At 64.3% G+C, this 20,107-nt stretch carries 15 protein-coding genes and 1 riboswitch; of the genes, 5 read left to right on the top strand and 10 right to left on the bottom strand.

Going from position 1 to position 20,107, the window contains the following annotated elements; all coding sequences use genetic code 11:
* Positions 1–61 precede the first annotated feature (61 nt).
* Complete coding sequence (gene bktB, locus AC07PT_RS02165) at positions 62–1,246, top strand: beta-ketothiolase BktB (protein ID WP_492345287.1); 1,185 nt, start codon at positions 62–64, stop codon at positions 1,244–1,246.
* 56 nt (positions 1,247–1,302) lie between these two features.
* Here the strand turns inward: bktB and AC07PT_RS02160 are convergent, their stop codons facing one another.
* On the bottom strand, positions 1,303–1,821 hold the full coding sequence (locus AC07PT_RS02160; RefSeq protein WP_494655685.1) for a peroxiredoxin: 519 nt from the start codon (positions 1,819–1,821) through the stop codon (positions 1,303–1,305).
* A 203-nt stretch (positions 1,822–2,024) separates the two neighbouring features.
* Between AC07PT_RS02160 and AC07PT_RS02155 the strand changes: the two genes are divergently transcribed.
* On the top strand, positions 2,025–3,566 hold the full coding sequence (locus AC07PT_RS02155; protein ID WP_494655620.1) for a phospholipase D family protein: 1,542 nt from the start codon (positions 2,025–2,027) through the stop codon (positions 3,564–3,566).
* A gap of 44 nt (positions 3,567–3,610) precedes the next feature.
* On the opposite strand, the gene AC07PT_RS02150 is transcribed toward AC07PT_RS02155, so the two are convergent.
* The 4 genes from AC07PT_RS02150 to AC07PT_RS02135 all read right to left on the bottom strand — a co-directional run bounded on the left by AC07PT_RS02150 (position 3,611) and on the right by AC07PT_RS02135 (position 6,106).
* The gene (locus AC07PT_RS02150) at positions 3,611–3,823 is read right to left on the bottom strand and encodes a DUF2788 domain-containing protein (RefSeq protein WP_492345594.1); all 213 of its coding nucleotides are present in this window, start codon (positions 3,821–3,823) and stop codon (positions 3,611–3,613) included.
* The gene (locus AC07PT_RS02145; protein WP_492345286.1) at positions 3,820–4,665 is read right to left on the bottom strand and encodes a DUF2189 domain-containing protein; all 846 of its coding nucleotides are present in this window, start codon (positions 4,663–4,665) and stop codon (positions 3,820–3,822) included. The genes AC07PT_RS02150 and AC07PT_RS02145 overlap by 4 nt, the downstream gene beginning before the upstream one ends.
* Before the next feature lie 156 nt (positions 4,666–4,821).
* A complete protein-coding gene (locus AC07PT_RS02140) occupies positions 4,822–5,259 on the bottom strand; it encodes a universal stress protein (RefSeq protein ID WP_492345285.1) in 438 nt (145 codons plus the stop codon).
* An 88-nt stretch (positions 5,260–5,347) separates the two neighbouring features.
* Positions 5,348–6,106, bottom strand: a complete 759-nt coding sequence (locus tag AC07PT_RS02135; protein ID WP_494655619.1) for a 2OG-Fe dioxygenase family protein — start codon at positions 6,104–6,106, stop codon at positions 5,348–5,350.
* A 49-nt stretch (positions 6,107–6,155) separates the two neighbouring features.
* Between AC07PT_RS02135 and AC07PT_RS02130 the strand changes: the two genes are divergently transcribed.
* Positions 6,156–6,296 (top strand): hypothetical protein, encoded by a 141-nt coding sequence (locus AC07PT_RS02130; RefSeq protein WP_494655618.1) that lies wholly within the window; start codon positions 6,156–6,158, stop codon positions 6,294–6,296.
* Positions 6,297–6,757: 461 nt separating this feature from the next.
* Here AC07PT_RS02130 and AC07PT_RS02125 read toward each other — a convergent pair whose 3' ends face one another.
* The 5 genes from AC07PT_RS02125 to hrpA form a co-directional block, all read right to left on the bottom strand.
* On the bottom strand, positions 6,758–7,615 hold the full coding sequence (locus tag AC07PT_RS02125) for an ion transporter (protein ID WP_494655617.1): 858 nt from the start codon (positions 7,613–7,615) through the stop codon (positions 6,758–6,760).
* 48 nt (positions 7,616–7,663) lie between these two features.
* Entirely contained in the window at positions 7,664–9,322 is a 1,659-nt protein-coding gene (locus AC07PT_RS02120) for a methyl-accepting chemotaxis protein (RefSeq protein ID WP_494655616.1), read from the bottom strand.
* Between the two features lie 373 nt (positions 9,323–9,695).
* Positions 9,696–11,324, bottom strand: a complete 1,629-nt coding sequence (locus AC07PT_RS02115; protein ID WP_494655615.1) for a methyl-accepting chemotaxis protein — start codon at positions 11,322–11,324, stop codon at positions 9,696–9,698.
* A gap of 325 nt (positions 11,325–11,649) precedes the next feature.
* A complete protein-coding gene (locus tag AC07PT_RS02110) occupies positions 11,650–13,335 on the bottom strand; it encodes a long-chain fatty acid--CoA ligase (protein WP_494655614.1) in 1,686 nt (561 codons plus the stop codon).
* A 133-nt stretch (positions 13,336–13,468) separates the two neighbouring features.
* A complete protein-coding gene (gene hrpA / locus AC07PT_RS02105; protein ID WP_494655613.1) occupies positions 13,469–17,554 on the bottom strand; it encodes an ATP-dependent RNA helicase HrpA in 4,086 nt (1,361 codons plus the stop codon).
* An 87-nt stretch (positions 17,555–17,641) separates the two neighbouring features.
* Positions 17,642–17,798: riboswitch (FMN riboswitch) on the top strand.
* Positions 17,799–17,918: 120 nt separating this feature from the next.
* Between hrpA and AC07PT_RS02100 the strand changes: the two genes are divergently transcribed.
* Complete coding sequence (locus tag AC07PT_RS02100) at positions 17,919–18,437, top strand: 6,7-dimethyl-8-ribityllumazine synthase (RefSeq protein WP_492345278.1); 519 nt, start codon at positions 17,919–17,921, stop codon at positions 18,435–18,437.
* A gap of 138 nt (positions 18,438–18,575) precedes the next feature.
* The gene (gene argA / locus AC07PT_RS02095) at positions 18,576–19,922 is read left to right on the top strand and encodes an amino-acid N-acetyltransferase (RefSeq protein ID WP_019575251.1); all 1,347 of its coding nucleotides are present in this window, start codon (positions 18,576–18,578) and stop codon (positions 19,920–19,922) included.
* The last annotated feature ends 185 nt before the right edge of the window (positions 19,923–20,107 follow it).

Genomic DNA, 20,107 nt, shown 5'->3' with positions numbered 1-20,107 from the left:
AAGATCAGCAGGCTGAATTCGTAATTAAGAATTCAATTCAATTTCAACCCGAGGAGTCAACATGTCCCGTGAAGTCGTCGTTGTCAGCGGTGTGCGCACCGCCATTGGTACCTTTGGCGGAAGCCTGAAGGACATCCCGCCCACCGCCCTGGGCGCCCAGGTGGTGCGCGAGTCGCTCAAACGTGCGCAGGTCGACGGTGCCGACGTGGGCCACGTGGTGTTTGGTCATGTGGTGAACACCGAGCCACGCGATATGTACCTGTCGCGCGTGGCCGCGATCGACGGCGGCTGCGCTGAAGGAACGCCGGCCTTCAACGTGAACCGCCTGTGCGGTTCTGGCTTGCAGGCCATTGTCTCGGCCAGCCAGGCCATCTTGCTGGGTGACGCCGACATCGCCATTGGGGGCGGCGCCGAGAACATGAGCCGAGCCCCTTATGTCAGCCTGGCCACCCGCTTTGGGGCCCGCATGGGCGATACCAAGATGATCGACATGATGGTGGGGGCCCTGCACGACCCCTTCCACACCATTCACATGGGCGTGACGGCCGAGAACATTGCCGCCAAGTGGGGCATCACCCGCGCCGACCAGGATGCCCTGGCCGTGGAAAGCCACAACCGCGCCGAACGCGCCACGGCGGCAGGCTATTTCAAGGAGCAGATCACCCCGGTGATGCTCAAAAGCCGCAAGGGTGAGGTGGCCTATGACACCGACGAGCATTTCCGGGCCGGCGCCACGCTGGCCGACATGGAGAAGCTCAAGCCTGTGTTCGTCAAGGAGAATGGCACGGTCACGGCCGGCAACGCCTCGGGCATCAATGACGCTGCCGCCGCCGTGGTGCTGATGGAAGCCGGCACCGCCAAGGCGCGCGGCCTGCAGCCCCTGGCCCGCCTGGTGGCCTATGCCCACGCCGGCGTTGACCCCAAGTACATGGGCATCGGCCCGGTGCCGGCCACCCAGTTGGCGCTCAAGAAGGCTGGCCTCACCGTGAACGACCTGGATGTGATCGAGGCCAATGAGGCCTTTGCTGCCCAGGCCTGCGCCGTGAGCCGCGACCTGGGTCTGGATCCGGCCAAGGTCAACCCCAATGGCTCGGGCATTTCGCTGGGCCACCCGATCGGTGCCACCGGTGCCGTGATCACGGTGAAAGCCCTGTACGAGTTGCAGCGCATCCAGGGCCGTTATGCGCTGGTGACCATGTGCATCGGCGGCGGCCAGGGCATCGCCGCGATCTTCGAACGACTCTGATCGAGCCAAACTGAGGCGCTTGGCCTGCCGTCTGCCCCCAGCGGCAGGCCAGGGCCTCAGGGCTGCTGAACCATGCCCGTCTTGGCCCAGTTGCGCAAAGCCGTCAGCGTGTTGCTGACGTGCTTCATCGGGTTCAGGCTGGTGTACTGGTAAATGATCTTGCCATTCGGGGCGATCACATAGGACACCCGGTTCGCATAGTCGGGCCGGAAATGCAGCACCGCGTCATAGGCCTTCATGATCGACTGATCGGCGTCCGAAGCCACCGGGAACTTGCCCCGGCATTCCTGCACCGAGAATTTCTTCTGGGTCTCCAGGTCGTCGCGGGACACCCCCACTACCGAAGCACCCAAGGCTTTGTAGTCGTCCAGCGCCTCGGCAAATTGGTGCGCTTCAATCGAGCAGCCCACGGAAAATGCAGACGGAAAGAAATACAGCACCACCGGGCCCCGGCTCAATTCATCATGCAGAGAATAGCTCTGCAGATTGCCGGCCAGAGCCACCTTTGCCGTAAACTCCGGCGCAGCCTCCCCAATGTCGAGCGCGGCTTGGGCCGAGCCCCACAACAGGCTCATCCCGCAAAAGACAACCGTCCTAGACCATGCGTTCATCGCGTTACCTGATGGCAGCTTTGTATCCGTATCAGTATAGCGACCACCATGGAGCGGCTCCGGCGTCACGCTCATGCCCCGCCCCCCAACCCAGGCTCTCGGGTCTGGCGGGCCGCCACGGGGCTGAGCGATGGCCGGCAAGGCTGCTGCTGTGGGGCCTGGGGCTTATGTTGCTGGCGCTCGCCGGCTGCGCCACCCGCCTGCCACCGGTGGACCGGGTGCGGCTGGCCAGCGAAGCGATCCCGGCTTCGGCGCACAGCACGCTGGGCCGCATCGCACAGGAATCCCAGCCGGCCCCCGATCAGTCGGGCTTCCGACTCATGCCGCTGGGCACCTTCTCCCTTGATGCGCGGCTGCAACTGGCTCGCCGCGCTGAGGTTTCACTTGATGTGCAGTACTACAACATCGAGGCCGACGCCACCGGCCGCTACTTTCTGCGTGCCCTGCGGGACGCGGCACAACGAGGCGTGCGGGTTCGCCTGCTGATCGACGATCTCTACACCGGGGGACACGACCCTTTGTTTCTCGGGCTCACGGCCTACCCGAACGTCGAGGTGAGGCTTTTCAATCCCTTCTGTTGTGCCCGAGGGAAAGGGCAAGTCACCCGTTTCCTGGCTTCTACCGGCGACTGGAGTCGGCTCGATCACCGCATGCACAACAAGATGTTCATCGCCGACGGCGCGATGGCCATCATCGGTGGACGCAATGTGGCCAATGAGTACTACCTGAGAGGCGCCACTGACAATTTCGTCGATGTCGATGCCTTCACGACCGGGGCAGTACTGCCGGCCATGCAAGCGCTGTTCGACCGTTACTGGAACAGTCTGGCGGTCTACCCCCTGACCAGCATTGCCAGCAGCCCCTTGAGCCCCGAGGCGCTGCGGCAACAGTTCGAGACCGCCACCGGTCCAGCCACCACTGCGGCACCGGCCCCCTTGCCACCCAATGATGTGCTGGGTTACGCGCCGATTGCCGATGACCTGGATGCCGGCCGCCTGGGCCTGAACTGGGGCCAGGCCTATGTTTTTGCCGACCATCCCGACAAGCCCTTCGACGGGGTCGCCGGTGGCGAGCTTCTGGAAACCAGTGTCACCTACAACGTTCTGGAAGCCGTGGCCAAGGCCAAGAAGGAAGTGGTCGCCTCGTCGCCCTACTTTGTGCCTGGCCCGAAAGGCATGGCGTTTTTGAAATCCCTGCGCGACCAGGGCGTCAAGGTGACGGTGCTGACCAACTCGCTGAGTTCGACCGACGAACCTGCTGTCCATGTCGGCTACAGCCGTTACCGGGAAGACATGCTGAAGATGGGGGTCGATCTCTACGAGCTCAGCCCCTCGAAGGTCAGCAACAACAAGCATCCCTTCCTGTTCGGAAAATCCCTGGGGCGACTGCATGCCAAGCTGTTCGTCATCGACCGGCGTACCTCCTTCATCGGCTCGATGAACCTGGACCCCCGCTCAGCCACCATCAACACCGAGTTCGGTGCCGTGATCGACAGCCCTGAGGTGGCGCGTGAGCTGATCCGCATCATCGACATCGACCGGCTTCAAAGCGCCTACCGACTGCGCCTGGCCCCGGATGGCCGCGGTCTGCAATGGCTGGGCTTTCAGGACGACAGTGAAATGGTGCTGGACACCGAGCCCGATGCCTCTTTGAAACTGCGGCTCAAGGCCTGGCTGCTCGGGCCGCTGGTGCCTGAAGAATTGCTTTGAAACCTGGACGCACTCAGGCGCTGGGCCGTGGCTAGGGCCTCAGCCTACTTGGTCATGTACCACTGGATCACAAACTTGGCGGCAAAACCCACCATGCCGAGGCCCAGCCCCAGAAACAGCACAAAGGTGCCGAATTTGCCGGCCTTCGACTCCCAGGCCAGGTGGCCAATGATGAACAACATGTAGAGCATGAAGCCCCCCACCCCGAACGTGAGGCCGAAGGTGGAGATCTGCTCTTCTGAAAAACCAAACATCAGTGTCTGACCTGAACAAAAACGGGGGCCAACGCTGCATCCCGGGAGGGCAGCGTCGAAACGTCCACCAGGTCACGGTAAGCATGCCAGCTGGCGTGCCCCAACATGGGCATGACCGCAATCAGGCCCAACAAAAGAGACCCGACCCCCAGCAGCGTGAAGCCGGCAATCAAGGCCGCCCAGAAAGCCATCGGAATCGGGTTGTAGAGCACGGTGCGCCAACTCGTGAGCACCGCCTGCATCAGGGTGATACGGCGGTCCAGCAGCAAGGGGATCGACACCACGCTGGAAGCAAAGATGGGCGCTGCCAGAAAGCCGCCCAATGCCAACCACAGCTCGAACAGCCCCGACTCGGGGTCGGCCACCACCACCCGCAGGAAATCGACCGGCGTGTGCACCGGCTCAGGCGCCAGCAAGGTGATCAGGGCCGCGGAGGTCAGCACCCAGGTGGTGGCGGCCAGGGCCAACAACAGGCCGAACTGCACCAGACACCAGTATTGATGGGTCCACTTGCTGAAATGACTGTGTTGCCAGTTGAACCAGGTCTTGAACACGACTTGCATCGAGGCCGGTTCACCGCGCTCCAGGGCCCGGCTCAGCGCATACAGGCTGGTGGCCAACACAGGTGCCACCACCAGAAAACCCGACAGTGCCCCGGCCAGCAACCAGAAACGGTTGCCGGCGACGGCGATGATGAGCCCGCCGAAGACGGTCATCGCCAGGCCATGGGCGAAGCTGATCCAGCCCGCGCGAGCCATGTCGCGCCAGGCCAATGCCAGCCAGGTCAAGGGTTGCATGATGCCGATGGTACGAACCAGGGGAAGCGTTTCCGGGGTGGAAGACATGGTGGTATGGGCCTGGGGCGCAAAGTGCAGATCGTGCAACCATGCTATCAAGCCTGACCAACGGAGACAGCCCCCAGGTGCCCCAACCTAGGGACAACCATGAGAGCCATTTCCCGCCCCTGGTTCAAAGGCCCCGAAGGGCCAGACAGGCGGTGTTCAGTCGCGCACCACCAGCACCGGCAGGTGGGCATCCGACAGCACCTTCTGGGCCACGCTGCCGAGCACCAGCTTCTCGATACCGCGGCGGCCGTGCGAGCCCATCACGATCAGGTCGGTGCCCAGGCTCTGGGCCGTGTCCAGGATGCCACGATGGATGGCATGGCCTTCAACCACGGTCGTCTTCACCGGCACAGACGCGGCCTCGAAGGCAGCACGCGCGCTGGCCAACGCGGCATTGGCTTCAGCCGTGGCAGCACTCAGGTACTGCGATTGCCCATAGGCAAAATCAGCGCCGACGCCGGTGAACGGATAAGGATCGATGACGTAGATGACGGTCACATCGCTGGCAAAAGCCTTGGCCAGACCAATCGCCTTGTCCACGGCCAGCGTCGCCGTGGCAGAACCGTCGACCGGAATCAGGATGTGCTTGAACATGGAGAGCTCCTTGTGGGTTGATGTCAGGAAGTGTGCCGGAATGTTCGCCAGCCGCATTGACACGCATCAAATCGGAAAAAGAACGGTGTCAAACCGGCAATCCCTGGAACCCGCCAGCGCGGCAGGTCAACACCAGCGTATCGCGGTGGGCGCCCTCAGCCAAGGGCTGAATGGGGGTGGACTCGTGGATCACGCGCGCATCGTCGAGCAGCAAGAGCGACCAAGGCTCGGACAAGGTGAAGCGCTGCCCGTTGGGGCCGTCGGCTTCAAACACACGGGTTTCGCCGCCTTTGATGCCGCTGCGTTCGATCAGGAACACAGCCACCAGATCCACGCCATCACGGTGGGCCCCCTCCGGGGTGGGGCGGCCGATGCCGTCGGTGGTGTCAATGCGGAACTGGTGCGCCTCGATGAACCAGGGCTCGGGGCGGGCACCTGCCGGCCGCTTGAGGGCCGCCGTGGTACCGGCCACCGCACACAACAGTTGCGCCCACACGGGCTGGGCCACGGTGCCAGGCAACATGGGTTCAAACCAGCGCTCCATGCCGCCATGCAAGGCGTTGTACTCCAACGGTTGCCAATGGGATCGGTGAGGCACCTGCTCGACATGCTCACCCTGCACCACAAAGCAGGAATGGCGGCGCCGCCGATAACGGCCCCCGTCCTTGAGGAAATTGTCCGGCGGCAAGCCGTCCCAGTCCGGCCGCAGCCCCTGCAGGTCAGGCAGTGCGCAGGTGGCCCATTGGCTGACGGTGGCCGCGTTCAACACCGCATAACCGCGTTCACGAAGCTGGGGCAGCACTTGATCGGCCTCAACGGCCGGAGGAGGAAAAGTGGGGGTGGTCATGGCCTTGGAGCTTACCGCGTGCCGGCGCCCACACCACCACTCAAGCAACGTGACTTCTTCTTATTCAGCCGCGCCTGAGCTCGGACCCGTGGCCTCGGCCGCCGGCGCCGTCGGCTCGGTGCGAGCCGCCTGGACCTGGGCCCAGCGCGGCGCATCGACAAAATACACCGGCGTCGCACAGGCCCTGTGACGGGCGCAATGCTGGGCCCAGTGGCGACTTTCGGCCGGAGGCACATTCAGATAGATCGGCTCGACAGCTTGCCCGGGTGTCTTGCGTACCTGCACGGGTCGGTCATTGAGCACAGGGGGTGTCTGCTCGCCCCATTCGCTGACGCGGCCATAAACTCCAGCGACAACGCCCTCCGCAGCGGGGGTACCCCCCAATGGCCCGGCCCAGGCCAGCACGCCGACCCCGCAGCCCAGGCCGACTTGCAACAGCCACCGACCGATCACGGCGCCACCCCGGGCAGCGCAGACCGATGTGCAGCCGGGATGGCCAGCCAGGGAAGCAGAGAAAACAGGGCCATGGGTATCGTGCTGCGATCGGGCAGCGAGTTGTCATCAGAAAACGATATTTGTAACCCATTTCGACGACAAAACCGCCACACAACCCGGCCAGGCCGTGACAGATGTCACCATGGCACGCCTGCGTCAGGGCAAGGCGGCACCGCAGTGGTAGCAATACCGAGCCGCCGCGAGATGCCCTTCGCTGAGGCATTCCGGACAGCTGCGGGTGCTGGGCAGCGGTGCGGCCTGACGGCGCTTTTGCGCCATTTCGCTGGTCACGATCCCTGTGGGCACGGCCAGGGTGCCCCAGCCGAGCAGCATCATGGCCGAGGCGATGAAACGCCCCAGATCGGTCTTGGGCGTGATGTCGCCAAACCCGACCGTGGTCATGGTCGTGATGGCCCAGTACATCGAGGTGGGAATGCTGGAGTAACCGTTCTCGGCCCCCTCCACCAGGTACATCACCGTGCCGGCCACCAGCACGATCATCAGCACCACCGACATGAAGATCAGGATCTTGCGCCGGGTGGCCACCAAGGCCTCGGTCAGCATCTGGTACTCGTTGACGTAGGCGGCCAGCTTGAACACCCGGAACACCCGCAACAGACGCAGCACACGGACGTCGATCAGCAAATGCAGCTCGGGCACGAACAAGGCCAGGTAGGTGGGCAGCAAAGCCAGCAAGTCCACCAGGCCGAAAAAGCTCAGGGCGTAGCGCCAGGGATGACGCACGCACAGAAGACGCAACAGGTACTCGGCCGTGAAGATGGCGGTGAACAACCACTCCAGCAGATTGAATGTCGGGCCAAAGCGGCCACGCAAGGCCTCGACACTGTCAGCCATCACCACGGCCACGCTGAGCAAAATGGTGACAATCAGGCTGTAGTCAAAGACCCGGCCGGCTCGGGTATCGGCCTCGAAGACGATGCGAAAAAGGCGCTCACGCCAGCCATCAGCCGGCAGGTGGGCGAAACGGGCAGCGCCCGGAGGAGAGGAAGACATGGGCCCAGAGTTTAGGGGGCGGGCCCGACCGCTCGTCGCCGCTCAGCGTCAGGCAGGCAGACGGAAGCGGGACACCTGCCCTGCCAGCTGGGTGGCCTGGTCGCGCATTGCGCTGGCCGCAGCGGCGGTCTGCTCGACCAGGGCCGCGTTCTGCTGGGTCATGCGATCCAGTTCCTGCAAGGCCTGGCCCACCTGCCCCACCCCCTGGGCCTGCTCACGCGCACCCACCGAGATCTCGCCCAGCAACACGTTCACACGGCGTGCCGAATCGACAATGCCCTGGATCGCGCTGCCCGCGCGGTGGACCACGCCCGTGCCCTGCTCGACCTGCTCGACGCTGGTGCTGATCAGGCTCTTGATCTCGCGGGCCGCCTCGGCGCTGCGCTGAGCCAACATGCGCACCTCGCCAGCCACCACGGCAAAGCCACGCCCCTGTTCACCGGCACGCGCAGCCTCCACGGCGGCATTCAGGGCCAGGATGTTGGTCTGGAAGGCAATGCCGTCGATGGTGCCGATGATCTCGGCGATGCGCGCCGACGAGCCCCGGATGCGGTCCATGGTGGACACCACCTCGCCCATCACCTGGCCACCTTCCATGGCCGACTCGGCGTTGGCATTGGCCACGCGGGTCGCCTCGTCGGTGTTGGCATAAGTCACCTTCACCGTGGCCGAGATCTGCTCCATCGAGGCGGCAGACTCTTCCAGGCTGGCCGCTGCCTGCTCGGTGCGCGATGACAGGTCCATCGACCCCAGGGCCACCTCGTTGCTCGAATGAACAATCTGGTCACTCGACTGCCGCACCAAGGCCACCATGTCCCGCATCGAAGCCTGCATGTTGCGCAACTCGAGCATGAGCTGGGCCGCCTCGTCACGCCCCCAGGGGGACGGTGAGGTGGTGAGATCGCCATCGGTCATGGCGCGCAGATGGCGGCGGGTCTCCTTCAGACCACCGTCCATCACACGGTAAAAGCTCAGGAACAGATACCCCGCCACCAGCACCGCAGCCAGCACGATGGCCACGCTGTACATCACCGTGCGCTGCACGTCGGCCCGCAGGTCATCGACATAGATGCCTGAGCCGATCACCCAGCCCCAAGGGGCAAAGCCCTTGACGAAACTGACCTTGTCCACGGGCTTGTCGTGCCCGGGCTTGGGCCACTGGTAATCCACAAAGCCCTCGCCATGGCGTTTGGCCATGTCGGCAAATGCACTGAACAAGGCCAGACCATTGGGGTCTTTGAGGCCCGACACGTCCTGGCCATTGAGCTCAGGCTTGAACGGGTGCATCACCACCCGTGGCTGCAGGTCGTTGATCCAGAAATACTCCTGCTTGTCGTAACGCAGGCGGCTGATGGCCTCCTTGGCCATGTCCTGTGCCTGGGTTGAACTCAGCTTGCCCGATGTCTCCTGCTCATGGGCCCATTCCAGCAGGCCGTAGGCGATCTCGACGTGCTGGCGGGTGGCAGTCTTGCGAGCCTCCATCGCCTTCTCGGCGTGGTCATCCAGTTGCCAACTCAGCAAAGCCAGCAGCGGCAACAGAAAGGCCAGCGAGATGATCAGGGCCTTGGAGGCAAATCGCAACTTGCGAAACAAGCGCACCCCCGGCGCCCAAGCACCGTGGTAAGCAAAAAAGCCGGTGTCATGGCCATCGCCGCGAGACGCGGGTGTGGACGCTTGGGGTGCTGCAGAGGGGATCAGGGCTGACATGCGGATGAGCTTCAGTGGGGTGAACAGAAATGTCAGAAATGACAGGATTCATTTCCTTACATTATGTCCACTCACATGTTAAGGTTTTCCACTAGCCGAGACGCCCAATCCAATGGAGTGCCGCCTGCCCCCTCGAATGACGAAGCCAAAGAACCAGGCCCGCGGAGCGCCGAACCTGTCTGAATCAACATCAAGCGGATGCGTCCACCTGACGCACACAAACTGCGCTCAATTTGCGCGCTACCCGCCGCTTTCTCAGACCCATGACTTCGTGACATCACAAGCGCTGCCGCGCGCCTTCGCCAGCCATCGCGAAAGACGATGGCAAGCAGACTCGCCGTTGCAGCGGGCCCGCCTTTCAACCCGGGGAAACTCAGCTTGACCAGGCCAATCTGGCTTGCCTGGAGAGGTCTGTGCCGTCGCCCAAGGCCTGCACATCATCCTGCCCGTCCGGCAAGCGGAACAGCGACACGCCATCCAGCAATTCCTGCGCCTGCTGGCGCAGACTGGAGGCCGCCGCGGCGCTTTCCTCCACCAGCGCCGCGTTCTGCTGGGTGACCTGATCGATCTGCCCGACGGCCGCCACCACCTCGGACACACCGGTGCTCTGCTCCGCACTGGCGTCGCTGATGGCGCCGACCACTTCGCTGACCCGCTCGATCTCGACCACCACATCGTTCATCGCACGCCTTGCCGCATCGACCAGGCGGCTGCCTTGATCCACCCGCTCGACACTGGCGCCAATCAAGGCGCGCACCTCGCGCGCCGATTCCGCGCTTCGCTGAGCCAGGCGTCGCACCTCGCCCGCCACCACGGCGAAGCCACGCCCCTGCTCGCCGGCTCGGGCCGCCTCAACGGCCGCGTTCAGCGCGAGGATGTTGGTCTGGAACGCAATCCCGTCAATCGTGCCCACGATGTCTGAGATCTGGCGCGAGCTGTCGTTGATGGTCTTCATGGTGTCGACCACCTCGCCCACCACCGCGCTCCCCCGGGCGGCCACCTCACGGGCCCCATGGGCCAGTTGTTTGGCCTGGCGCGCATGGTCCGCGTTCTGGCGTACCGCATCGTCCAGCGCCGCCATGGCCCCCGCCGTTTCTTGGAGGGCCGAGGCCTGGCGTTCGGTGCGATCGCTCAAATCATGGTTGCCGCTGGCAATCTCGGCACTCGCCTGGGCCACCTGACGGGCGTTTCCCCTGACCTGACCGACGGTCCGAACCAGGCTGTCCTGCATGCTGCGCAGGGCGCCCTGCAGTTGCGCGGTCTCGTCGCGTCCGTTCACTTCGATGGGTTGGCTCAGATCACCAGCGGCCACCCGGTGGGATACCTTGACGGCCTCCATCAAAGGCACCGTGATGCTGCGGATGATCAACACCGCCAAACCCAGGCTCGCCATCACCGACACGACCGAGATCAGTATCAGCAGGGCCGTGTTGCGTTCGATTTCCTGGGCAGCCGCCGCCTCATCCTGCTCGGTCTGGCGGCTGGCGACCAGCACGGTGGCGTCGATGGCCTGACGGTGCACGTCGTACAGACCGCTCAGGCGCTCCAGCGCTTGCTGGGTCGCGGCAGCATCTGCCTGGCGCACCGCCGGCAACAGGCTCTGCTCGGCAGCTCCAAAAAAGACCCGTGCCGACACGTGGGCTCGCTTCAGGAGCAGATCGGTCAATTCAGGGCCCAGGCCGGCACGCTCCCAGTAGGCATGGCGCTCGTCATAAGCTTTGCGCAGGGCACTCCACTGGTCGAGCAGCCGGGCTTGGCGAGCCGGGTCGGTGGTGCTGGCCAACTGAAAGCAGACCAGGTAGGGCTCCAGCACGTATTCGGGCGGCGGCAGGATGTCGGCCACCAAGTCTTTGCCCTGCACGATGTGCGCATACAGCGGCCCGTTGACCTTGAGGTAGCTCAGGGTTCGCAGCGACCAGAAGCCGGTCACCAGAAAGCCCAGCAGAAACAAGGCCAGCAAGGCCACGAACCGCTGACGGATGGACACGTGGGACAACTTCATGGGGAAACTCCAGCAACAAGCACAAAAAGCATCGGATGACATGACGACAACCAAGGTCGGACCAAGGTCAACGATGGCAGGTCGTCAAGTGCGACAGCTCACAGCCGTCTGAAGCAAATTATATGATCAATGTTAAATTTAATTGATATTTATGAAAATAAGATCTCATTAAAACAATATATTGATTAAATATGATATTTATCGGTTTTGTGCGTACAACGAAAAACCCGGCCGGCGAATCGATCACTCGATCCCCCGGCCGGGTCTGTGCCGTGCTGCAGGGCCGTGACCAGGCCCACACCTGGTCTGCCTTGAATCATGCTGATCAGGCGGCTTCGCTCTCCTGCAGTTGCCGCCACATCACCTTGCCGCTGCCGCTCTTGGGCAGTGCGTCCACAAACTGCACCACCCGGGGCACTTTGTAGACGGCCATGTTCTCGCGGCACCAATCGATGATGTCGGCCTCGGTCAATTCTTGATGGCTGGCGCGGCGTACTACCACGGCCTTCACCGACTCCCCGCGGTAGGCGTCCTTGGTGGCGATGATGCAGGCCTCCTGGATGCCTGGGTGACGAAACATCAAGGCTTCAACCTCGGCCGGCCAGACCTTGTAGCCCGAGGCATTGATCATGCGTTTGAGCCGGTCGGTCATGAAGAAATAGCCGTCTTCATCCACCCGGCCCATGTCCCCCGAGCGGAAGAAACGCTTGCCCTTGAATTCGATGAAGGCTGCGGCCGTGGCATCGGGCCGTTTCCAGTAGCCCTGGAACACCTCAGGCCCATGGATGATGATCTCGCCGGCTTCGCCCTGCGGCAACTCCTGCAGCGTGTCGGGGTCGATGACATAGGCCTCGGTGCTGAGAAACGGAATGCCCAGACACTGCTGCTTGGGTGCATCGACCGGGTTGGTGTGCGAGGGCGCCGAGGTCTCGGTCAGGCCATAGCCTTCGACATAGCGCAGGCCATAGTTCTCGAACAGGCGCTGAGCCACGGCCTGAGGCATGGCGGCCCCGCCACCGCCGATGTAGGTCAGCGAGGACAGGTCGTACTGATCGAAATGCGGGCTGCCCAGCAGATCGATCACCATGGTGGGGATGTTGGTCCAGTTGGTGACCCGGTAGCGCGAGATCAGGCGCCCGGCCAGATCGCGGTCCCAGCGAGGCATCAGGATCAGGGTGCCCCCCACATAGAGCGTGGCGTGCATCACGGCCACCATGCCGGTGATGTGGAACATGGGCACCACCCCCAACACCACGTTCTCCGAGGTGGCGCTGCCCCAGGCGGCGCTGGCCACGGCGTTGTGCATCAGGCTCGAATGGATGTGGATGCAGCCCTTGGGCAAACCCGTGGTGCCACTGGTGTAAGGCAACACGGCCATGTCGGCACCGCCGGTTTCGGGCGCGGGGGCTGGGCCCTGCCCGGCCAGCGACTCTTGCCAACTGTGCACGGCCCCGCCTGCCAGCGGCGGGGTCGGGCGCTCGGCCAGCAGCCAGGGCTCCCAGGCCGGGGGCAAGGCATCACCATTTACTTGCGTCGGATCGAACGCATCGGTGAACCGGGTCACGATCAGGTGCTTGAGGCGCTGGGCTTCAGGCAGCTCGTTGCTGGCCTTGGCCAATTCAGCCGCCAGATCGGCGGTGGTGAGGGCCACGGCGGCGTCGGGGTCGGTGATGTAGTGCTTGAGTTCTTCGGCACGGTTCATGGGATTGACCGGCACCACCACCGCATTGGCCCGCAGGATGGCCAAATGAGCCACCACCAGTTGGGGGCAGTTCTGCATGTTCAAAAGCACCCGGTCACCCTTGCGCACCCCCAGGGCATGCAGCTTGGCGGCCAGTTGCTCGACCTGCGCCAGCAGTTCGCGGTAGGACGTGCTACGCCCCAGAAAGACCAGCGCCGGCTTGTCGGGAAAACGGCGGGCGTTCACAGCCACGTTGTCCCAAAGCGGCGTGGCCGGAGGCGTGATTTGGCGAGGCAGCCGCTTGGGCCAGAACTTGTCATGCAGGCTCATAAGATCTCCTTGCGCGGAGCTTACCGAGGTGCTCCCCCGCACGCATCGGGGAAGGCCCGGGGCCTGGTCGTCACATTCGTGACCAATCTTCCGGCGGTTTTATTGCTGCAATCAAGCCCGAGCGCTCGACTCTTCAACTGTTGATCTGGGCCCAGGCCTTGTCCAGGCGCTTGATGCTGACCGGCTGCGGGGTGCGCAACTCCTGCGCAAAAAAGCTCACCCTGAGCTCTTCGAGCAGCCAGCGGAACTCCTGCATGCGGGCATCCACGGCCCCCTTGCGCTCGGCCACCAGACGCCAGTAGCGCTGCTCCTGCGGGCGCAGTTCGGCCAGTCGCGAGGCGTCACGCGCCGGGTCGGCTCGGTATTTGTCCAGGCGAAGCGTGATGGCCTTGAGATAGCGCGAAAAATGCTGCAATTGGGCCCAGGGTGTGAGGGCCAGGAACTTCTTGGGCATCAGGCGCTGCAGTTGCTGGGCCCCATCGGCGGTGGCCTCGGGGGCGTTCTTGGTGTCCTTGATCTTGCGCGCCGCTGCGGCGTACTCCAGAAGAATGGTCCCGGCCAGGCGCGCCACCTCATTGGCGATCAGGGTCAGGCGACCCCGGCCTTCTTCGATGCGACGCTTGAAGGCGTACTCGTCGGTGGGCAATGGTTCCAGCAGAAAAGCGCGCTCCAGCGCCACGTCCAGGATCTGCTCGCGCAGTTCCTCCTGCGTGCCCAGCGGCATGTAGGCCACCGCCATCTTCTGCAGGTCGGGGATGTTCTTTTCGAGGTACTTGAGCGCGTCCCGGATCTGCAGCGCAAACAGCCGCCGCAGGCCGGCGCGGTGCCGGGCTGCGGCCACATCAGGCTCGTCGAACACCTCGATACTGACCGCATCGCCGCCATCGATCAGCGCCGGAAAGCCGATCAGCGTCTGCTGACCGCGGCGGATCTCCATCAGCTCGGGCAGTTCGCCAAAAGTCCAGGCGGTGTAGCGCTGCTCTGCACTGCGCGCCGGGGGGGCAGCGGCTGCGGGGGCCGCCTTGCCCCGGCCCGCCGGCTCGGGCTGGCGGGCTTCTGCCGTGGGCACAGGAGCCGGTGTCGCCGCCACCTTGAGACCAGCCAGGGCCTGGAAAGCACCTCGCGCCTTCGACCCCAGCTCGGCCTTGAGCGCCCCGAGGTTGCGCCCGATGCCCAGTTGCCGGCCGTGCTCATCGACCACCCGGACGTTCATGAACAGGTGTGCGGCGAGCATGTCAAGCTTGAAGTCGGCGCGCTTCACATCCAATTGCACCTGCTCGCGCACCAGCTTGAGCAAGGCATCGGTCAAGCTGCCATGGCCGTACACGGCCGGCTCGATCAAGCGCTCGGTGAAACGGCTGGCGCTCTCGGGCAAGGGCACCAGGCGTGCGCGCGGTTTTTGCGGCAGGCTCTTGAGCAAGGCCTGCACCTTGTCCCTGAGCATGCCGGGCACCAGCCACTCGCAGCGCTCGTCGTTGACCTGGTTGAGCACGAACAGTGGCACATCCACGGTCACGCCATCCTTGGCATCACCGGGCTCGTGCAGGTAGGCCGCCACACAGTCCACCCCGCCCAGGCGCACATGGCGTGGAAATGCGCTGGTGGTGATGCCGGCGGCCTCGTGGCGCATCAGCTCTTCGCGCGTCAGGTGCAGCAGCTTGGGGTTGAGGCGCGACGCTTCGCGGTACCAATGCTCCAGGGTGGCGCCGCTGTAGACGTCGGGCGGCAGCAGCTTGTCGTAGAAGGCATAGATCAGCTCTTCATCGACCAGCACGTCCTGCCGGCGGGATTTGTGCTCCAGGTCTTCCACCTGGCGGATCAATTTCTGATTGGCGGCCAGGAAGGGCAGCTTGGTGTCGTATTCACCCTCCACCAGGGCCTGGCGGATGAAGAGCTCGCGCGCCGCCACCTGATCGATGCGGCCATAGCTGATGCGCCGCCCGCTGTACACCACCAACCCATAGAGGGTGGCGCGCTCGTAGGCCACCACCTCGGCACCCCGTTTTTCCCAGTGCGGGTCGAGCATCTGCTTTTTCAGCAGGTGGCCGCCAATCTGCTCCAGCCATTGCGGCTCGATGTTGGCGATACCGCGGCCGAAAAGGCGCGTGGTCTCCACCAGTTCGGCACAGACGATCCAGCGGCCAGGCTTCTTCTTGAGGTGGGCCCCGGGGTGGCGATGAAACTTGATGCCCCGCGCGCCCAGGTATTCGCCGGAGGCGCCTGCCCCTCCCTCTTCATCCATCTTCCAGCCGACATTGCCCAGCAGGCCGGCGAGCATCGACAGGTGGATCTGCTCGTAACTGGCGGGGTTGCGGTTGATCACCCACCGGTGCTCAGTGACCACGGTCAGCAACTGGCTGTGGATGTCGCGCAACTCGCGCAGGCGGCGCACATTGATGAAGTTCTGGCGCAGCAGGTTTTCGTACTGCCGATTGCTCAACTTGTGGGTGGCCGCTGCCGGTTCGGGCGGCGCAATGATGGCGGGCGCCTGCAGGCGCTGGGCCACCGGCAGCACCGCGGCGCTGGCACGGCGCTGGGGCGGCGGCGGCGGCACCGCCTGGCCGCGCCGGGTCAGGGGGATGGCGCCGCCCCGCGCGTCGGCCAACCATTGCCACAGGCGGATGTAGCCGCTGAATTCGCTCTTTTCATCGTCCCACTTGGCATGCGCCTGATCGGCCTGGGCCTGGGCCTCCATGGGACGATCGCGCACGTCCTGTACCGACAGCGCGGCCGCGATCACCAACACCTCTTCGAGCGCGTTGCGATCCCGCGCCTCGATGATCATGCGCCCCACGCGCGGATCCAGCGGCAGGCGGGCCAGCTCCTGGCCCATGGGCGTCAGTTCGTGGGCATCGTCCACCGCGCCCAGTTCGGACAGCAGCTGGTAACCGTCGGCAATCGCGCGGCCCGAAGGGGATTCGAGAAACGGAAACTCTTCCACCACCCCCAGGTGCAGCGACTTCATGCGCAGGATCACGCCGGCCAGCGAGCTGCGCAGGATTTCAGGGTCGGTGAATCGGGGGCGGGCCGTGAAGTCCTTCTCGTCGTACAGGCGAATGCAAATGCCGTTGGCCACCCGGCCGCAGCGCCCGGCCCGCTGGTTGGCCGCCGCCTGGCTGATGGGCTCGACCAGCAACTGCTCCACCTTGCTTCGAAAGCTGTAGCGCTTCACGCGCGCGGTGCCGGCATCCACCACGTAGCGGATGCCTGGCACCGTGAGCGAGGTCTCGGCCACGTTGGTGGCCAGCACGATGCGCCGCCCGGTGTGTCCGTCAAAGATGCGGTCTTGCTCGGCCTGCGACAGCCGCGCAAACAGGGGCAACACCTCGGCATTGCGCAAATGCGGCAGGTGGGCCAGGTGGCCGCGCAGGTGGTCGGCCGCCTCGCGGATCTCGCGCTCGCCAGGCAGAAACACCAGGATGTCGCCACCCGCATTGCCTTGCCACAGTTCATCGACCGCATCGGCAATCGCCTCGTTCAAGCCGTAGTCGCGCGACTCTTCAAAGGGCCGGTAGCGTTGTTCGACCGGAAAGGTGCGGCCCGACACGTAGATCACCGGGGCCGGGCCCTTGGCCGAGGCAAAGTGCTCGGCAAAGCGATTGGCGTCGATGGTGGCCGAGGTGACCACGATCTTCAGGTCCGGGCGGCGCGGCAGGATCTGGCGCAGGTAGCCCAGCAGAAAGTCGATGTTGAGGCTGCGCTCATGGGCCTCGTCGATGATCAGCGTGTCGTAGGCCTTGAGCAGCGGATCGGTCTGGGTCTCAGCGAGCAAAATGCCGTCGGTCATCAGCTTGACCGAAGAATCCTTGGACAAGCGGTCCTGGAAACGGACCTTGTAACCCACTACATCCCCGAGCGAAGTCTTGAGCTCTTCGGCAATGCGCTTGGCCACTGAACTGGCCGCAATGCGGCGCGGCTGGGTGTGGCCGATCAGTTGGCCCTTCTGGCCTGGCGCCGCATTGAGCCGGCCGCGCCCCATCGCCAGGGCAATCTTGGGCAGCTGCGTGGTTTTGCCCGAGCCCGTCTCGCCGCACACGATGATCACCTGGTGCTGCGCCAGCGCCGCCATGATCTCGTCGCGCTTGCCCGAGACGGGCAGCGATTCAGGAAAGTCGATCTGGAGCGGGGCTGTGGACAAGGGCGTGACCGGTTCAAAAATGGACAACCCGTGATTATCCCTCTCCGTCTGACCCGCCCTGCCCGGCGGGCCAATGCCCATTCAGCGTCAGGCCTGTCGCGGGCGTGCCGGCAACGCTTCAAATCTGGGCCTAGAATCCGACCGTTGGCGCTTTGTTGCGCCAGCAACAAGCGTTCTCAGGGCGGGGTGAAACTCCCCACCGGCGGTGATGGCAGCCTTGGCTGCACAAGCCCGCGAGCGCCCGGCCACCGCTGCGTGGCCGGGGTCAGCAGACCCGGTGTGACTCCGGGGCCGACGGTCACAGTCCGGATGAAAGAGAGCGCGACCACCCCGCCCCACCAGCGCCAGCCTGCCTGCGCGCCGGAGGGGTGGGTGTTCGTGCGACCCTGATTTCTGGAACCTGCGGCCCCTGTTCGGGGCCCTTCATGGAAACCACGAGTCAGTCATGAGTCACAAAGACTTTTCCCTTCCCCCCCTCGACCTGCAAGCCGCCCAGGCCCCTCTGCAGTTGCCCCCCGATGCCCGCTACGCCTTTGTGGAAGCGGCCTGGCACGCCGACATCGTTCAGCAGGCCCGCGCGGCCTTCCTGCACGAGATGGCACGCCATGGTGTGGCGGCCAGCGCGATCGACGTGATCGGCGTGCCCGGGGCCTTCGAGATCCCGCTGCATGCGCAGCGCCTGGCCCGCAGTGGGCGCTACCAGGCGGTGGTGGCCTGCGCTCTGGTGGTCGATGGCGGCATCTACCGCCACGAGTTCGTCGCCCAGACCGTGATCGAGGCCTTGATGCGGGTGCAACTCGAAACCGATGTGCCGGTGATCTCCGCCGTGCTCACGCCGCACCACTTCCACGAACATCTGGAACATCGCAAGTACTTCCAGAACCACTTCAATGTGAAGGGCACCGAGGCGGCCCTGGCCTGCGTGCAGACCGTGTCCAGCCTGCGCGCGCTGAGCGCAGCCTGATCTCCGGCCCCTCCCCCCACACTGGGACGGGCGGGGCCGTGCTGCAGTGCAACGAGGGCGCTACACTTTGCGCCCTCGCATCCGGAAATTGCTGAAAACAGGCCGGATATCCCCGTAGCCCCTCCGCCCACGCCCACCATGTCCGCTGTTTTCAATTTCACTTTCGTGCCCTGGTTCCGCTCGGTGGCGCCTTACATCCACATGCACCGGGGCAAGACCTTTGTGGTCGGCATCGCGGGCGAGGCGATTGCGGCGGGCAAGCTGCCGCACATCGCGCAAGACCTCGCGCTGATCCAGAGCATGGGGGTGAAGATCGTGCTGGTGCATGGCTTCCGGCCCCAGGTCAACGAGCAACTGCGCGCCAAGGGCCAAGAGCCACGCTACTCCCACGGCATCCGCATCACCGACGAAATCGCGCTCGACTGTGCGCAAGAGGCCGCGGGTCAACTGCGCTACGAGATCGAAGCCGCCTTCAGCATGGGCCTGCCCAATACCCCCATGGCGGGCTCCACGGTGCGCATGATCTCGGGCAACTTCCTGACCGCACGGCCTGTGGGCATCGTCGACGGCGTCGACTTCAAGCACTCGGGCCTGGTGCGCAAGGTCGACGTGGCCAGCATCCAGCGCTCGCTCGACTTTGGCGCCATGGTGCTGCTGTCGCCGTTCGGCTTCTCACCCACCGGAGAGGCTTTCAACCTCAGCATGGAAGAAGTGGCCACCCGCGTGGCCACCGAATTGCAGGCCGACAAGCTGATCTTCCTGACCGAGGTGCCCGGCATTCGCCAGGACCCGCTGGCCCCCGAGGGCGAAGACAACCCCATCGACACCGAACTGCCACTGGCCGCCGCCGAAAAGCTGCTGGCCCTGCTGCCCAAGCCGCAGCAACCCACCGACACCGCCTTCTACCTGCAGCACTGCGTTCAGGCCTGCAAGGGCGGCGTTGAGCGCAGCCACATCCTGCCCTTTGCGGTGGACGGTTCGCTGCTGCTGGAGGTCTATGTTCACGATGGCATCGGCACGATGGTGGTGGACGAAAAGCTGGAAGAACTGCGCGAAGCCACGGCGGACGACGTGGGCGGCATCCTGCAGCTCATCGAGCCGTTTGAAAAGGACGGGACCCTGGTCAAGCGCAGCCGCACCGAGATCGAACGCGACATCGAGGCCTACAGCATCATCGACCACGACGGCGTGATCTTTGCCTGCGCCGCCCTCTACCCCTACCCCGAGGCCCGCACCGCCGAAATGGCTGCCGTGACGGTCTCCCCTCAGAGCCAAGGCCAGGGCGACGGCGAAAAAATCCTCAAGCGCATCGAACAGCGGGCCCGTGCCATGGGCCTGCAAAGCATATTTGTGCTCACCACCCGCACCATGCACTGGTTCATCAAGCGCGGCTTCCAGCCCGTGGACCCCGACTGGCTGCCCGAAGCCCGCAAGCGAAAGTACAACTGGGACCGCAAGAGCCAGGTATTGGTCAAGAAACTCTGAGCGGCCTGGCAGGGCCATACCGAGCCTTGCCACGCATGGCCAGTTTCAGAGATCCGGGCAGGTATTGCGGACCTCCTGCAGGGGGTTTTGGTGAAACCCCTGCGGGGTTTTCCCGAAAATTGAGGGCTTGCCTGGGATCAGCCGATGGAAATCACTGAACCAGCGCTTGGGTCAGGCTATATTGT

This window comes from Curvibacter sp. GW821-FHT09D12, from assembly GCF_059416245.1.
This window is presented reverse-complemented; position numbering and strand designations above follow the sequence as displayed.

Excerpts from the sequence above, each read along its gene's own strand:
- AC07PT_RS02135 (WP_494655619.1), bottom strand. The coding sequence starts at position 6,106 with ATGACCACCCCCACTTTTCCTCCTCCGGCCGTTGAGGCCGATCAAGTG.
- AC07PT_RS02110 (WP_494655614.1), bottom strand. The coding sequence starts at position 13,335 with ATGAGCCTGCATGACAAGTTCTGGCCCAAGCGGCTGCCTCGCCAAATC.
- bktB (WP_492345287.1), top strand. The coding sequence starts at position 62 with ATGTCCCGTGAAGTCGTCGTTGTCAGCGGTGTGCGCACCGCCATTGGT.
- AC07PT_RS02155 (WP_494655620.1), top strand. The coding sequence starts at position 2,025 with ATGTTGCTGGCGCTCGCCGGCTGCGCCACCCGCCTGCCACCGGTGGAC.
- AC07PT_RS02125 (WP_494655617.1), bottom strand. The coding sequence starts at position 7,615 with ATGTCTTCCTCTCCTCCGGGCGCTGCCCGTTTCGCCCACCTGCCGGCT.
- AC07PT_RS02145 (WP_492345286.1), bottom strand. The coding sequence starts at position 4,665 with ATGTCTTCCACCCCGGAAACGCTTCCCCTGGTTCGTACCATCGGCATC.
- argA (WP_019575251.1), top strand. The coding sequence starts at position 18,576 with ATGTCCGCTGTTTTCAATTTCACTTTCGTGCCCTGGTTCCGCTCGGTG.
- AC07PT_RS02140 (WP_492345285.1), bottom strand. The coding sequence starts at position 5,259 with ATGTTCAAGCACATCCTGATTCCGGTCGACGGTTCTGCCACGGCGACG.
- AC07PT_RS02100 (WP_492345278.1), top strand. The coding sequence starts at position 17,919 with ATGAGTCACAAAGACTTTTCCCTTCCCCCCCTCGACCTGCAAGCCGCC.
- hrpA (WP_494655613.1), bottom strand. The coding sequence starts at position 17,554 with ATGGGCATTGGCCCGCCGGGCAGGGCGGGTCAGACGGAGAGGGATAAT.
- AC07PT_RS02160 (WP_494655685.1), bottom strand. The coding sequence starts at position 1,821 with ATGAGCCTGTTGTGGGGCTCGGCCCAAGCCGCGCTCGACATTGGGGAG.
- AC07PT_RS02120 (WP_494655616.1), bottom strand. The coding sequence starts at position 9,322 with ATGTCAGCCCTGATCCCCTCTGCAGCACCCCAAGCGTCCACACCCGCG.
- AC07PT_RS02115 (WP_494655615.1), bottom strand. The coding sequence starts at position 11,324 with ATGAAGTTGTCCCACGTGTCCATCCGTCAGCGGTTCGTGGCCTTGCTG.